This is a genomic window from Glutamicibacter sp. NPDC087831 (assembly GCF_044742845.1).
Lineage (GTDB): Bacteria > Actinomycetota > Actinomycetes > Actinomycetales > Micrococcaceae > Glutamicibacter.
Window position 1 is genome coordinate 1 of the sequence record NZ_JBIUVH010000001.1, and the last position, 14,815, is coordinate 14,815.

A 14,815-nucleotide genomic window follows, 5' to 3' on the forward strand; every position below is an offset into this window, starting at 1 on the left:
AAGATTGCTGCTTCGCCGGAGTTCAAGGAGCGCCAGGAGCGGACCTTGGCTGGTGCGCGGATTTTGGCTGAGCGCTTGACCCAGGAAGATGTTGTGGCCAAGGGCATCAGCGTTTTGACTGGTGGCACGGATGTTCACATGGTGCTCGTTGACTTGCGTAATAGCGAGTTGGATGGGCAGCAGGGTGAGGATCTTTTGGCTCAGGTGGAGATCACGGTGAACCGCAATTCGGTGCCGTTTGATCCTCGTCCGCCGATGGTGACTTCGGGGTTGCGTATTGGTACTCCGGCGTTGGCTACCCGTGGTTTCTCGGAGGCTGCGTTCGCTGAGGTTGCGGAGATCATTGCACAGACGTTGATTGCTGGTGCTGAGGGTAATACGGCGGTGTTGCCGGAGCTGAAGGATCGTGTTCTGAAGCTTGCCGCGGCCCACCCGCTGTACCCGGAACTGGCTAAGGTTTCCGAGTAGCATCATCTGATTAGGATGTGGGCCCGGAAGGTGGAAATACTCGCTTTTCGGGCCCGCGGTCTTTCAACATCCAGAGGTCCAGGCGCTGCACGGTACGTGCGGTGGCCGCAAGCCTCTGGAACCACACTCCACAGATCCGGGGCAGAAGCTCTCGGATTACCCAAGTTCTAAGGATGTGACCCGCTATGGCGGTTAGCGTATTCGATCTTTTCTCGGTTGGCATCGGACCGTCTTCCAGCCATACCGTGGGACCAATGCGTGCAGCACACGCATTCATTGCCCAAGTAATCCGAGAAGGCCAACTGGACGCACTGGAAAATATCCGTGTTGATGTCTACGGATCCCTGGCCGCTACCGGACGCGGCCACGGCACCTTCACTGCCATCATGCTGGGGCTTGAAGGCTTCGAACCTGAAACCGTGCTGCCATCACAGGTCGATGACCGTCTGGCGGACATGGAAGCCACTGGAATCCTCCACCTGGCCGAACAGCTTGATCAGCGCAAGGACCTGAACTACAAGGTCGAAGACATGATCCAGCATCCGCTCACCGTACTGCCACGCCACACCAACGGCGTGAAGTTCATTGCCCTCGACGCTGACGGCAACGAAATCGCCAACGAGACCTTCTTCTCCGTAGGCGGCGGCTTCATCGTGCGCGAAGGCGCCGAAGACCGCATCGAGAAGAACCTCGAAGAGAAGCTGAACAAGCAGCCCTATCCCTTCACCACGGCAGCCAAGCTGCTGGAACATGTGAAGGAAACCGGCCTGTCCATTGCCGACATCATGATGGCCAACGAAATGGCTTACCGGTCCCGCGACGAGATCCGCAACGGCCTGGTCCACATCTACGAAGTGATGGAAGACTGCAAGGATTCCGCGCTGGAACGCACCGGCGTGCTGCCCGGCGGCTTGAAAGTTCGCCGCCGTGCGCCGGAATGGCATGAACGCCTGCGCAAGGAAGACAAGGACCGGGATCCGGTCTACTGGCAGGAATGGATCAACCTCGTTGCGCTGGCCGTCAATGAGGAGAACGCCTCCGGCGGACGCGTGGTCACCGCTCCGACCAACGGCGCAGCGGGCATCATCCCAGCCGTGCTGTTCTACGCCACCCACTACGCACCGGGCGCAAAGTACTGGAATGAGGAGGAAAAGCACGACGCTGTCGTACGCTTCCTGCTCACCGCTGGTGCCGTCGGCGTGCTGTACAAGGAGCAGGCATCGATCTCCGGCGCCGAAGTCGGCTGCCAGGGCGAAGTCGGTTCGGCATCATCGATGGCTGCTGGCGGCCTGGCCGAAATTCTTGGCGGCACCCCAGCGCAGGTAGAGAACGCAGCGGAAATCGCCATGGAACACAACCTTGGCCTGACCTGCGACCCGATCGGCGGACTGGTCCAGATCCCTTGCATCGAACGCAACGCCATCGCTGCTTCCAAGGCAGTGAACGCGGCGAAGATGGCGCTGATGGGCGACGGCGAACACCACGTCACCTTGGATGAAGTCATTATCACCATGCGCGAAACCGGCAAGGACATGAGCGACAAGTACAAGGAAACTGCGATGGGCGGCCTGGCCGTCAACGTGGTGGAATGCTGATTTCCCAGTAACGCATGACCCAGTTCGGGAGGCCTGCACTGCAGACCTCCCGAACTGTTTAAATGTGATCTTGGCCCCCAAGTCCGGCAATTCCCAGCCATAGCTGATAGAACTGGGACTAGGCCTGATGCGCGCTAGCGCAAACCAGTTTCGAGGAGGTGAGTGTCGTGGAAGACAGTTCTAGTCGATCTATGCACACGAACTCACCCGGACGCTCGTAGCCGAATCAGCCGAATCTGGCAGCATCCCGCCATGGGATCCCAACGAGTTCGTGACTCTTGTACATGTCACCGGCGCCTGGTCCTGCACGCAAATACTGACTGATTTATCTCCCTGTATTCATGGGGTGGTCAAGCGGTGAGAAGTTGCTGGCAGGCTTGTATTCACGCGCCAAATGAACCATTTGGACCAAAATCATGTTTTCTCCAGAAAAGGTAGACTTCTCTACTATTTCGCGAGCCTTGCGCTCCCATCTCAATCACGCAGAATTCCAGCTCGCGGCAGGGCTGCTGGGCGGTCTGCACATCGCCCAGACCATTGAGCACCTCGAAGCACTGGATGCCACGGAGGCTGCCCTGGCCTACCGGCTGCTTGACAAGCAGACCGCGGTACTGGTCTTCCAGGAACTCGACGCCCCGGTGCAAGCCGACCTGGTGCGGGCGCTGCAGTCGCAGACCGTCATCGATGCCTTCGCCCAACTCCCCGCCGCGGGACGGGTAGCGCTGCTCGATGAACTGCCAGCGATGGTGGCCACGAAACTGCTGGCAGGGCTGCCGACGGCCACGCGCCAGGAAACCGGAATCCTGCTGGGCTATCCGGAATCAAGCGCCGGCAGGGCGATGTCCCCGGATTTCATCTCGACCCACCCGCAGCTGTCTGTGGCCGAAACCCTGGAACGCATCAGCGCACGCCTCGGGAACTGCGAGAACGCGCAGCACATCCTGGTGATCGATGATGAACGCCGGCTGCTTGGCACCATCAAGCTCAGCGAGTTGCTCACCGAGCCGGCCGGGACAACGATCGGAGAACTGTGCACCCAGAGCCCGGTCGTCCAGGCCTGCGAGCCGGAGACGAGCGCGGCACGGGTGGTGGTGGATCGGAAGGCAGGGATGCTCCCGGTGCTTGATCGGGAAGATCGCCTGCTGGGAGTGCTGACCTTGCCCATGGCGATCGCGATCCTAGAGGATGCCGAAGAGCGCCGCTCCGCGTACGGCTCCGGAACGGATCCGCTCTTCCGCCCTTACCTGGGGACGCCATTGCGCCACCTGGTGAAGGCGCGCGTCATCTGGCTGCTGGTCCTGGCTATCGGCGCCACCTTGACGGTCAAGGTGCTGTCCAGTTTCGAGCAGACACTGGAGTCGATGGTGGTGCTTAGCTTGTTCATCCCCTTGATCGTGGGCATTGGCGGGAACACCGGCAACCAGGCGGCGACCACTGTCACCCGTGCGCTGGCCATGGGTGATGTGCGGGGAAGCGACTTCTGGCGGGTGCTGATGCGCGAGGTGCGAATCGGAGCGGTCCTGGGACTGTGCCTGGGCGCCATAGCGCTGGTGGTGGCCGGGAGCATTTTCGAACTGCGCATCGGATTGGTGATAGGCATCAGCCTGGTGGCACTGTGCAGCATTGCTGCCGCTGTCGGCGGGGTGATGCCGATCATCGGTAAATTCTTCAAGGTTGATCCTGCGGTATTTTCCAACCCCTTCATTTCAACCTTCGTGGATGCCGCCGGGCTGATCGTCTACCTGTCGGTGGCCGTGCTGATTCTTGGATAGCCTGCAGCTGCACTGGGGTGCGCGGAATAAATTCGCGCACCCCAGCGTCGTAACAGGTATGCCTCATAGCAAGCTCTTTACTGAATTTACCGTCCCGGCCAGAAGCGGAGCAGGCCTGAAGCTTCGCAACCGCGTCGTGCTTCCGCCGATGTGCCAGTATTCCGTGGAAAAACGCGACGGCGTTCCAACGACCTGGCACTTGGCTCACCTGGGTTCCATGGCCCATGGCGGATACTCCTTGGTGATCGCCGAAGCAACTGCGGTGGCAGCTGAAGGCAGGATCTCGGATCGCGATACCGGCCTGTGGAATGACGAGCAGGCCGAAGCCTGGAAACCGATTGCCCAATACATCCGCGCCCATGGGGCAGCCGCCGGCGTGCAGCTGGCGCACGCCGGAGCCAAGGCATCGACCTATGGCTGGCTCAAGGATCTTGAAGAAGCTGGAAAATCCGGCAGCATCAGCGCGGAAGATGGCGGCTGGGAAACCTTCACTTCCTCGCCCAGCGAGCTCTACGGGCTGAAGCCAGCTACCGCGATGAGCGTGGAACAGATCCAGGCATCGGTGCAGGACTGGGCTGATGCGGCTAAGCGTGCCGACGCGGCCGGATTCGACCTGATCCAGATCCATGCCGCGCACGGCTACCTGGTGCACCAATTCCTGTCGCCGCTGACCAATAAGCGCACCGACGAATACGGTGGCAGCTTCGAGAATCGCACTCGATACCTGCGTGAAGTCATCGAGGCTGTGGCTGCCGTGTGGCCGGAAAACAAGGCCCTGGGCATTCGCTTCTCCGGAGAAGACTGGGTGGACGATGGATGGAGCATTGCTGACACCGTTCGGATCGCCAAGGAACTCTACGGCTACGGTGTGCGCCACTTCGACCTCTCCAGTGCAGGAATTGGCAAGTTCAACGGACCGTCTGGTCCGGGCTACCAAGTGCCGTTGGCTCAGGCAGTGAAGGAAGCGCTGCCCCAGGATGCCTTCGTTACCGCGGTCGGCGTCATCACCGAGCCGATGCAGGCAGAGCAGATCGTCGTGACCGGGCAAGCGGACGGCGTCTGCGTTGGGCGCGCTGCCCTGGGCGATCCGCAGTGGGCTAACCGTTCGGCGCAGGAATTGGGTGCACCGATGGCATTCCCCGCCCAATACTGGCGCGGCCGCTGGTAAACGCAAGTTGCCATGCTGATTTCATCCAAACAACGACATAGTTTCTGGTTACCTCTTCCAGCCACTGAATAGTGATGTTAGGTTAGTGCCACGGATCTAGTCGCACCGCGGCCAAGGGTCGCGTGCGGAAGGGAGTCAGCATGGCACTACGCGCGGATTCTAATGGAATCGACGCTTCGCTCTATCGGAGAAACGGCTCGTGGAGCACAGCTCTCGTGGATGCATCGTTGGGAACCACTGCCGCCCAGGAAGCAGCAGACCGGCTTCCGGACGAGGTAGCCAAGCTGCTCAAGAGCCAGCAGGCGCAGCCCAGCGATGTCCAAGCACTGATCGGCGCACTGGAGCCAGCCCAGGGACTGCGAGCACCAGTAGCACGGTTCGTAGCTGTTCATGACGGCGAAATCGTCCTGAACGAAGTCATCCCAGGCCTCAAGGTCCAAACTTCATCGGTTGATGTGGGTCCGTTCCCGAACTTCACGGCGCTGGCCCGCGCCCGTGGCGGATCGTTCTCCTACCTCGTAGCTGAAGTCAGCAAGGACGGAGGCGAGGTGCACCTCTACAATACGGCGTCACCTGAACGCCTGGGCAGCCGTGGCATCGTCGGGTTGCCCGAGGAAATCCACCATGCACGCAAGGTGCCCGGGGAATACGACCAGCCCAAGGCGCAGGCCGCCGCCGATGAGATGGCTCGTCGAAACGCTGACGAAGTTGCCGAGCTGATCAGTGAAATGTCCAACGAGAACTACGTCCGCCTGATCATTCTTTCGGGCGACATCAAGGCTCGTGAACTAGTGCTCGGGGCAGTACCCGTGGCGCTCAAGGACTATGTAGAAGTCATCGACTCGCATACGCGCACCGGGGGTGCGGACACCAAGCAAGTCGATGCCCAAATCACCAAGCTTGTAGAGGAAGTGAAAGCCAAGTCCCTGGCTGAATTGGAATCGAAGATCGCTGCGCAGTCCGGCAACGGCAAAGCGCAGCTTGCTGTCGGTCTCGATGAAGTTGTCACTGCGCTCCAATCGGCGCAAGCCGAAATGGTGCTGGTTGGACAGTACCAAAGCGAGCATACCCTTCGCGCCTTGAGCGCCGAACCATGGATTGCCCATCAGGACGGAGATGACCATGCAGAGTTGGTCGTCGGGGAATGGCCGGCGCCAGAAGTGCTCCTGCGGGCCACTGCGCTGACCGATGCCAGCATTCGCTATGTACCGGATTCGGTGATTCCTGGCGGTGCAGGAATCGCAGCCTTGCTGCGCTGGGCCAAATCCTGAACAGTTCATTAAAAGAAACGATCCGCACAGGAAATCCTGCGCGGATCGTTTTTTGCGTTCCAGCTATCTGGTGCCTAGCGATCTGACGGGCCGGCTGCCGGGGGAGCCGGTGGGGAAACATCTGAACCGTGATCGGAGTTCTGCTGCTGTCCAGGCTGGTAGGCCGGAGGAGCCCAGTAGGCCTGGCTAGGGTGAACCGGTGGCTGGTTCATCTGCCAAGGCTGCAGCATCGGACGGCGCTCTGCTGCTGGAATCGGGCCTGCCGTACGCGCAATGCCTTGCCTGTCTGCCAGCTTCACCAGCACGAAGGTCAATAGGGCCATGAAGCACACCGAGAAGACCAGCGAGACCGGGTTGGATTCCGTGGCGTTCAGATCAACTACGCCCATTGCACCGAGCAGGAACAAGAAGGTGTTGTTGATGATGTGCATCGCCATCGCTGCTTCAAGCCCACCGGTGCGCCAGGTCAGATAGCCTGCCGCGATAGCGAACGCCGCCACATCGAGAAGCCCCCAGACATCGTAGAGATGGCCGATGGTGAAGAAGGGAACTGGAAGCAGGATGGCGAACAGTGGATGCTTCAGCCAGCTGCCGATGACCTGCATGAACGCGCCACGGAAAACAAGCTCTTCAGCTGCGCACTGGAAGGGCGTCAAGAGGATCACCAGCAGGGCATAGAACAGCGGATCGGCCGGCAGGCTGCTCGCCGGCACGGGTTCGGACTCGCCAATGCCCAAGGCGCCCAACCCGAAACTCAGCCCGAAATACACTGCGAACAAGATGGCGCTGGCACCCAACACCAGGCCGAACCAGCGCCAGCGCAATTTGCCGGCGACCGATATCAGCAAGCCGACAGGCTTGGGTCCGATGAGCAAGTAGGCGAGGTAGACCGCCGGGATCATGATGATCAGGGAGACCATGGTCATCGAGAAGTCCGTCGCCGTGGCCATGTTCAGGGTTGGATCCATGAGGAACTGATCGGGAGCCTCATCTGGATTCTCCGCAGCCCACGTCAGCGGGTTCATGATCAGTGCAATGAACATCGCCAGTATGGCGATGAGCAATGCCGCGCCGTAGAAGCCAATGCCGATGCCGGTGAACGCCAGCGGCCTCCACCAGCGGTAGTTCTCACTGCGTCTCATTAGGCGATGGAACGAATAGTTCATCTCAACCTCGGCGCCTTGCGGCAAGGGTGGCTGGTTCATTGGCAAGCTCATGGCTCAATTCTCCCGTTCCGCAGTGTTTGAAGGTATGAACCTTACGGAGGATTTATCGGGTCATCCTTTTGAATATCCAGGACCAGCTCTTCGCAACGCGGTCGGCATCCAAGGCAAACTCCAATGGGCTAGCTCTTACACTGGGAAAGAACGATTCGCCTTCTTTGATTTGGAGCAGCACCACGTGGGCCATCATCACCATGACGAACCGATTTTGCAGGATCCCCGGCGCCGGCGGCGTGCCTCGATCATCTTATGGGCGCTGCTTGCGCCTATCGGCGCCCTGGCCCTGGTCATGGTCATCTTGTTGTGGCCGCAAGGCAACTACGACAAGTTTGCCCTGAATGGAGCCATGGACACTACCGGTGGCGCAACGATGGAAGTGGGCACTGTCACGCGCAGCACAGTCCAGGACTGCCCGTCTTCCCAAGGGTTGGAAGAAGTTGGTGGCAAGGTTCTCGAATGCCAAGTCACCTACGTGATGCCCGAATCCGGAGGCGCGGAGATCCAATTGGAAATCCCACCGGAAATGCTGCAATCACGTGATGCGCGCGCGGGCGACAGCATTCGATACCTTGATCTCTCCGCGGTGGACACCACCAGCGGCAGCCCGTACGTATTCGTTGACTTCGTGCGCACTTTGCCCATGGCACTGCTGGCCATCGCCTATGGCGTGGTCGTGGTGCTGGTCGCCGGATGGCGCGGCACGCGGGCGATGATCGGCTTGGTCGGTGGCATCGCCTTCATGATCATCTTCATGGTTCCGGCCTTGCTTGAAGGCGGCAATCCGGTCCTGGTGGGACTCACCGGTTCTACCGCCATCATGTTTGTCGCGTTGTATTTCGCCCATGGTCTGAACGCGAAAACATCCACAGCGCTGCTGGGAACGCTCTTTGGCCTGGCGGTGACCGCGGCGATGGTGCTTTGGTTGACCGATGCGGCCGCTTTGACTGGAGCCAACGATGAATCGGCAATCACCCTATCGACGGTGGCCCCGCAAATTTCCCTGCCCGGCTTGCTGATCTGCGGCGTGCTGGTTGGCGGCATGGGTGTGCTCAATGACGTGACAATTACCCAGTCGGCAACCGTCTGGGAACTGGCAGAGAGCACGCCCAAGGCCTCGGCCAGGGAACTGTTCTTCCGCGGCATGCGCATCGGCCGGGACCATATCGCTTCGACCGTATACACCATCGCCTTCGCCTACGCCGGTGCGGCCCTGCCGGTGCTGGCCATTGCGGCGCTGAGCAACCAGAGTTTCGGGGTCACCCTCGGCTCCGGCGCCATGGCTGAAGAGGTCATCCGAATCCTGATTGGTTCCATCGGATTGGTATTGGCGATCCCGGTAACCACCGCCATTGCAGTGATGGTGGTGAAAGCTACCGGCACCGGTGGTGCCCACGGCAAGCGGGCTTTGCAGAGTGTAACCTCCGACTCCTAGGTGCGAACCATTCTCATATGTAATGTAGAATAGTTCTCAATAGCGATCCGATTTAGATGGAGACCACCATGAAGAACTACCGCTCGCTGCTCGCAGCTGCCGTCGCCCTGCCCGCTGCCGGACTGATCCTTGCCGGATGCGGTAGCGCCACGGGAAGCGAATCGAAGGACGCGGAATCTGCAGGGATCAGCGTAGTGGCCACGACGAACGTCTACGGACAGATCGCCCGTGCCATTGGTGGAGATAGCGTGGAGGTCAGCGAGATCATCACTTCGGCCGCACAGGATCCGCACTCCTATGAGCCAACCGCACGCGACAAGCTTGCGATATCCAGCGCGGACCTGGTCCTTGCCAATGGTGGCGGATATGACCAATTCATGGACTCTCTCGTTTCTTCGCTACCGGAAGGCAAGTCTGGAGAGATCACGCTCATGCACGCTGTGGACTCCTCGCCGGTAGCTGCGGAATCCGAAGAGGCCGGGCATGAGGGCGAAAGCGCTGAGGAGCATGCGCAGCACGCTGATGAGGGCGGCCATGAGGGCGAAAGCGCTGAGGAGCATGCGCAGCACGCTGATGAGGGCGGCCATGAGGGCGAAAGCGCCGAGGAGCATGCGCAGCACGCTGAAGAGGGCGGCCATGAGGGCCACGACCACGCGGGCTACAACGAGCACATCTGGTACGACCTGGATTCCATGGGTGAACTTGCTGATGCACTGGCCGAGTCCTTCGCCAAGGCCGATACCGCCAACGCGGATCAGTACAAGCAGAACGCAGCAGCCTTCAACGAAGGGATCGGGAAACTCGAAGCCCAGCTCGAAACCGCCAAGCTGGATGGCAAGAGCTTCATGATGACCGAGCCGGTTCCATTCCACTTGCTGGAAGCAGCCGGCATGGAGAACACCACTCCTGAAGGGCTGAGCGAAGCCATCGAAGAGGGCGAGGGCATTGCGCCGATGACCATGAAGAAGGCTGAAGGCAAGCTCGTTGCTGGCGACGCTGACATGCTTGCCTACAACGTGCAGACCGAAGGCAGCGAAACCAAGGCGCTGAAGAAGAACGCTGAGCGGGGACAGGTACCTGTAGTCGACTTTGCAGAAACCATTCAGGATGATTCCAGCTACCTCGAATGGATGGAATCCAACATTTCCGACTTGGCTTCCGCAATCAACGGCTAAACCTACGTAAACTAAATGCATGGCATTGTTCTCTTCCCAGATAACGCAAGCGACAGGTAAAGCACGCTCCCTCATTGCGGAGCGGTCTGTTCGAGCGGAGATCGCTCACTCGGACCGGGGAATCGAGCAAGCCGACCATGTGCTTTTCTTCGCCGAGGGGCCCGGGCAGTTCTACCAGCTCGGAGTCTGGCTGGGTACCTTCGAGCGACTGGCTGCCCAGGGTCTCAACGTCGGCGTGGTGCTCATGGACGCACTAAGTGCACGACACGCGCTGGCAGAGTCGAACCTGCCGATATTGTTCTCGCGTTCCATGGAGCAGATCGAGAATAAGCTGAGCGAGTGGAATACCAAATCCATCAACTACGTGAACAACGCCCAGCGGAACTTCACGATGCTGCGCTTCAACGGACCGGCGCATATTCACTTGAACCACGGTGAGAGCGAAAAGGCCTCCATGGTCTCCAACCAGCTCAAAGCCTACGATTTCGCCTGCGTGGCTGGTGCTGCCGCGGTAGAGCGCATCACCGAGAACATCTCCCGTTTCGACCCATCGCATCTGGTGCAGATCGGACGCCCGCAGCTCGATGAACTGGAATTGCCCGGCCCTTCGGAGAAGATCCGGGTTCTCTACGCACCGACTTGGGAGGGCGACTCGCAAGCCATGGCGTACTCCTCGGTGGCTACTTTGGGCGAGAGAATTCTAGCCCAGCTGAGCAACGATGAGCGTTTCGAAGTACGTTTCCGTCCTCATCCGAAGACCGGTGATGTGTCCGCAGAGGCAAAAAAGGCCGTGGTAAGCCTGAAAAGCAACTACGCTGCCACCGTGGATGCGCTCAGCGACGCGGCGCAGTCCTTGGTGTGGGCGGATGTGGCCATCTGCGACACCTCGGCGATGGCCTATGACGCGGTAGCGCTCAACATCCCGCTGCTGCTGGCCGGAGACCCCCAAAGCAAGCTCCATTCAGGGTTGCCATTGGACCAGCGGCTGGGCAACGCCAACGGACTGGCGCAGCGGGTTGCGGATCTTGCCGCATCCTCGGTTGCCGGGGCGCAAAAACAGCTGGCACAGTACTTCTTTGCCACCACAGAACCCGGGGTGGCTACGAAGAAGCTGAGCCAGCTGCTTTCGAGCCTCTAGCCTTCTGGGCCTAGCGCTGCTTGAAGACCGTATCCTGCCATTCGCGATGGGCCGCGGGATCATGGGAGATCATCACATGCTTGACATTGGTGTACTCATCGAAGGAATACTGGCTCATGTCCTTGCCCATCCCCGAAGCCTTGTAGCCTCCATGCGGCATATCGGAAACGATCAGGATATGCTCGTTGATCCACACGCAACCGGCCTGGATTTCGGCGCTGGCACGCATCGCGCGGTCAACGTTCTTGGTCCATGCGCTCGCCGCCAGGCCATACGGGGTGTCGTTGGCCAATTCGATGGCTTCGTCATCGGTATCGAACGCCAACGCCACCAGGACCGGGCCGAAGACTTCCTGCTGCACGATCTCTGAATCCTGCGCAGCTCCCACCACCAGGGTAGGACGGTAGAACCAGCCATCGCCCGGAAGCTGCTTGCCACCGGCAAGCACCGTTGCTCCGGCATCCTTGGCACGCTCAACCATCGAGGAAACCTTCTGCAGGTGGGCTTCGCTGATCATCGAACCCATGTCGGTATCGGGATCGGTCGGATCTCCCACCACCATGGCCTCCATCAGTTCGGCCACCTTGCTGGTGAACTTCTCGAAGACCGAGGAATGCACGTACGCGCGCGTGGCGGCGGTGCAATCCTGTCCGGAATTGATCGTCGAGCCGGCCACCGCACCATGTGCGGCAGCTTCGATATCGGCATCATCGAAGACCACCATCGGCGCCTTGCCGCCGAGTTCAAGATGAACCCGGGTACCGGTCTCGGCCGCCATGGACATGATCTTCAGGCCCACGGCGGTAGAGCCGGTGAACGAAGTCATCTTCACCAGCTTGTGGCGCACCAAGGGCGAGCCAACGCTGGGCCCGTCGCCAACGACAATGTTGATCACGCCGTCCGGCAACCCGGCATCCTTGGCGGCCCGGGCAAAGAGCACCGAGGTGCCCGGGGTCAGCTCGCTGGGCTTGAGCACAATCGTATTGCCGGCGGCAATCGCTGGCAGGACCTTCCACGCAGCCATCTGCAGCGGGTAGTTCCACGGGCTGATCGAACCGATCACGCCGATAGCTTCACGGCGAACCATCGAGGTGGTGTTGCCCGCGTAGTCCCCGGCGGCCAATCCCTGCAAATTGCGTGCAGCGCCAGCAAAGAAATTCACGTTGTCGATGGAACCGGGCACATCGAATTGGGTCGACATGCGGATGCTCTTGCCGGTCTGAGCGGTTTCCAGGGCGGCGATTTCATCGGCATGCTTTTCCAGTTCGCGAGCGAATGCCAGCAGGTGGTCGGCCCGTTCGCCCGGGGTCAGCCGGGACCAGGTCTTGAAGGCGCCGGCGGCCGCCTGCACCGCCTGGTCAACCTGCTCGCCGGTCGCGGTATCCACGTCCAGCAGCTTCTTTCCGGTGGCTGGATTCGCGCGCTCCAGCACCGGGCCGTGCCCGCGGACCTGCTGGCCATTGATGAACTGGTGTCCAAGGGAACTATCGTAGTAGGCCATGTGAATTCTCCTAGGGGGATTCAGAGGGTGAAATAGATCTTGCGCAGGGTTTCGGTGACGATCCAACGGGTTCTCATGCCCGCATGGAGCCGGACAACGCTGCCTGGAACCAGCACCAGTTCTTGGGCACCGAAACCTTCGGTTTCCAGAATCTGCACCGTCGCGCACCCGGCAAGCACCACGAAGTACTCGTCCGCTTCAATATCCTGCATGGCGCCGCGGGACATCTCCCAGACGCCGATTTCTGCATCCCCGAGGGTGCCCAGCTCGCGGTAGCCTGCGGTTGCGGATGCCTGACCGGCGACCACCTGCTCGTCGCCGATGGCAACATGCTTGACCTCAAGGGCATCGGCTTGGACGATGCCGGCTTGAAGTATTCTTCCAGGCATCAGGAATCGAACCCCATTCCGATCTTATCCATCAGCTTCAAGAAGGCCGAGCGCTCGCCTCGATTGCGATCGGCCTTGACCAGCTGGCTTGTCATCAGGTTCACGCCCACCCATGCGGCAGGTTCCGGCGGGAATGGGATCGGCTTGGTACGCACCAGTTCCAATTCGGTCAGCTCGGTCTTCTGGCCCGAGAGCAGATCCAGCATGACCCTTGCACCGAAACGGGTAGCGCCGACACCGAGGCCGGTGAAGCCTGCACAGTAGGCGACCTTGCCGCCGTAGGCCAGATCGAAGAAGGAGAAGAAGCGGGAGCAGGTATCAATGGCGCCACCCCACGCATGAGAGAACTTCACCTGTGAGAGGTCCGGGAAGCTGCCGAAGAAATGCGCGGCGAGCTTCTCGAAGGTCTGCTGGTTGGTGTCGTAGCTGGAGCGGACCTTGCCCCCGAAGTGGTAGACCGCGTCGTAGCCGCCGTAGAGAATGCGGAAGTTCCCTTCGGCGTCGATGGTTGGGCGGGCATAGTGGAACCGGTTGTTCAGGTCGGCCAAGCCCACCATGTTCTCCCAGCCGATGGCCGCGCGCTGCTGCGCAGTGAGCGGCTCAGTCATCAGCGCGTAGTCGTATACCGGCACAATTCGGGAGCGGTGGCGCTTGAGCAGAGACGGGAAAACATTGGTTGCCAGGGCCACATGCTTGGCGGTGATCTGCCCGTCGGCGGTCAGCACCTGGACCTGCGTGCCGGCATTGTTCATCTCCACGGCGTGGGTATGCTCGTAGAACTCGACGCCTAGCTCGCTGCAGACGCGGGCAAGTTCCCAGACCAGCTTGGCGGGGTGGACCAGCGCGGTTGAGTCATGGTCACGGGCGCCGGCCAAGAAGTCTGGCGAATTGACCAGTTGCCTTACCGCGCCGGCATCGAGGTAGTCGACACCCGGTGCCTCAGCTTCCTCGGCCACCCACGCAATCTGATGCTGTTCGGTGGCCACGCTGAGCGCGCCCTCGCGGACGAAGTCCACGTCCATTGCATAGCGGCGCACCGTCGCTTCGAACTCGTCGAGGTTCTTCCTGCCGAGCTCCGCAAGCAGCGCATTTTCCTTGGGCAGATGGTTTTCTCCGTTGGCCTCGCCATGGACCAGGGAGGCTTCGCAGAAGCCGCCATTGCGCCCGGAAGCAGCCCAGCCCAAGCGCTGGCCCTCGATCAGTACGACCCTTCGGCCGGGGTTCTGCTCCTTGGCTTGGAGCGCGGTCCACAATCCGGTGTAGCCGCCGCCGATAATCAGCAAGTCGGTGGTGAGCGAGCCATGCAGCGCCGGGTGGGGTGCGGGGCGGTGCTCATGATCCAGCCAGTAGCTGGTGCGCTTGGCGCCGGCCAATGCTCGGGAGATCAGGGTGGGCGAGACTTCGGCTTCATGCCTGTCAAAAGTCAGGTCATTGGTGCTGTTCATTGGTTCTTTCCTCGAAGGTAGCGGGTTCGGCAGGCGCTATCGAGGCAGGGGAACGACCAGTGGTCCGTGCGGCTTTGCCGTCTGCTGGGCACCGGGGATGCCAGTTGAGTGCCAATCGGCGGCCAAGGCTATCCCTCTTCTCGGAAAGATGAATACAAATTGAATGTGATTCATTACTCATCTAAGCCTGCGCCGCTCGGGGTTGTCAAGGTCCCGAAGCCAAGCCGAAACCCGGCCT

The 14,815-nt window shown here is 60.5% G+C and carries 11 protein-coding genes and 1 pseudogene; 8 read left to right on the top strand and 4 right to left on the bottom strand.

The features are described from left to right. The 5 genes and pseudogenes from ACIOJF_RS00005 to ACIOJF_RS00025 form a co-directional block, all read left to right on the top strand. Nucleotides 1-468, top strand: a pseudogene (locus ACIOJF_RS00005) (serine hydroxymethyltransferase); the annotation flags it as partial. Between the two features lie 185 nt (nt 469-653). Beyond that, nucleotides 654-2,063: an L-serine ammonia-lyase gene (locus ACIOJF_RS00010; RefSeq protein WP_105657073.1), complete on the top strand. Its 1,410-nt coding sequence runs from the start codon at nt 654-656 to the stop codon at nt 2,061-2,063. 416 nt (nt 2,064-2,479) lie between these two features. Beyond that, nucleotides 2,480-3,835: a magnesium transporter gene (mgtE, locus tag ACIOJF_RS00015; protein ID WP_105662516.1), complete on the top strand. Its 1,356-nt coding sequence runs from the start codon at nt 2,480-2,482 to the stop codon at nt 3,833-3,835. A 58-nt stretch (nt 3,836-3,893) separates the two neighbouring features. Then, entirely contained in the window at nt 3,894-5,003 is a 1,110-nt protein-coding gene (locus tag ACIOJF_RS00020) for an oxidoreductase (protein ID WP_105657071.1), read from the top strand. A gap of 140 nt (nt 5,004-5,143) precedes the next feature. Further along, a complete protein-coding gene (locus tag ACIOJF_RS00025) occupies nt 5,144-6,274 on the top strand; it encodes a hypothetical protein (RefSeq protein WP_286134138.1) in 1,131 nt (376 codons plus the stop codon). A gap of 74 nt (nt 6,275-6,348) precedes the next feature. On the opposite strand, the gene ACIOJF_RS00030 is transcribed toward ACIOJF_RS00025, so the two are convergent. After that, nucleotides 6,349-7,416, bottom strand: coding sequence for a CPBP family intramembrane glutamic endopeptidase (locus tag ACIOJF_RS00030; RefSeq protein WP_166650705.1), 1,068 nt, complete (start codon nt 7,414-7,416; stop codon nt 6,349-6,351). A 259-nt stretch (nt 7,417-7,675) separates the two neighbouring features. On the opposite strand from ACIOJF_RS00030, the gene ACIOJF_RS00035 reads away from it, so the two are divergent. The 3 genes from ACIOJF_RS00035 (at nt 7,676) to ACIOJF_RS00045 (ending at nt 11,242) form a co-directional block, all read left to right on the top strand. After that, complete coding sequence (locus tag ACIOJF_RS00035; protein ID WP_105657068.1) at nt 7,676-8,929, top strand: YibE/F family protein; 1,254 nt, start codon at nt 7,676-7,678, stop codon at nt 8,927-8,929. Between the two features lie 68 nt (nt 8,930-8,997). Further along, nucleotides 8,998-10,104, top strand: coding sequence for a metal ABC transporter solute-binding protein, Zn/Mn family (locus ACIOJF_RS00040; protein ID WP_105657067.1), 1,107 nt, complete (start codon nt 8,998-9,000; stop codon nt 10,102-10,104). 19 nt (nt 10,105-10,123) lie between these two features. Further along, nucleotides 10,124-11,242: a CDP-glycerol glycerophosphotransferase family protein gene (locus ACIOJF_RS00045; protein ID WP_146112246.1), complete on the top strand. Its 1,119-nt coding sequence runs from the start codon at nt 10,124-10,126 to the stop codon at nt 11,240-11,242. Nucleotides 11,243-11,252: 10 nt separating this feature from the next. Here ACIOJF_RS00045 and ACIOJF_RS00050 read toward each other — a convergent pair whose 3' ends face one another. The 3 genes from ACIOJF_RS00050 to ACIOJF_RS00060 are packed head-to-tail and all read right to left on the bottom strand — an operon-like array spanning nt 11,253 to nt 14,577. Continuing rightward, on the bottom strand, nt 11,253-12,743 hold the full coding sequence (locus ACIOJF_RS00050) for a gamma-aminobutyraldehyde dehydrogenase (protein WP_105657065.1): 1,491 nt from the start codon (nt 12,741-12,743) through the stop codon (nt 11,253-11,255). A gap of 20 nt (nt 12,744-12,763) precedes the next feature. Next, entirely contained in the window at nt 12,764-13,132 is a 369-nt protein-coding gene (locus tag ACIOJF_RS00055) for a cupin domain-containing protein (protein WP_105657064.1), read from the bottom strand. Then, nucleotides 13,132-14,577 carry an FAD-binding oxidoreductase gene (locus tag ACIOJF_RS00060; protein ID WP_105657063.1) on the bottom strand — a complete coding sequence of 482 codons (1,446 nt, stop codon included), beginning with the start codon at nt 14,575-14,577 and terminating at the stop codon, nt 13,132-13,134. The genes ACIOJF_RS00055 and ACIOJF_RS00060 overlap by 1 nt, the downstream gene beginning before the upstream one ends. Nucleotides 14,578-14,815 lie beyond the last annotated feature (238 nt).

Coding starts and splice junctions, on each gene's coding strand:
- ACIOJF_RS00010 (WP_105657073.1), top strand. CDS start 654: ATGGCGGTTAGCGTATTCGATCTTTTCTCGGTTGGCATCGGACCGTCT.
- mgtE (WP_105662516.1), top strand. CDS start 2,480: ATGTTTTCTCCAGAAAAGGTAGACTTCTCTACTATTTCGCGAGCCTTG.
- ACIOJF_RS00020 (WP_105657071.1), top strand. CDS start 3,894: ATGCCTCATAGCAAGCTCTTTACTGAATTTACCGTCCCGGCCAGAAGC.
- ACIOJF_RS00025 (WP_286134138.1), top strand. CDS start 5,144: ATGGCACTACGCGCGGATTCTAATGGAATCGACGCTTCGCTCTATCGG.
- ACIOJF_RS00030 (WP_166650705.1), bottom strand. CDS start 7,416: ATGAGACGCAGTGAGAACTACCGCTGGTGGAGGCCGCTGGCGTTCACC.
- ACIOJF_RS00040 (WP_105657067.1), top strand. CDS start 8,998: ATGAAGAACTACCGCTCGCTGCTCGCAGCTGCCGTCGCCCTGCCCGCT.
- ACIOJF_RS00045 (WP_146112246.1), top strand. CDS start 10,124: ATGGCATTGTTCTCTTCCCAGATAACGCAAGCGACAGGTAAAGCACGC.
- ACIOJF_RS00050 (WP_105657065.1), bottom strand. CDS start 12,743: ATGGCCTACTACGATAGTTCCCTTGGACACCAGTTCATCAATGGCCAG.
- ACIOJF_RS00055 (WP_105657064.1), bottom strand. CDS start 13,132: ATGCCTGGAAGAATACTTCAAGCCGGCATCGTCCAAGCCGATGCCCTT.
- ACIOJF_RS00060 (WP_105657063.1), bottom strand. CDS start 14,577: ATGAACAGCACCAATGACCTGACTTTTGACAGGCATGAAGCCGAAGTC.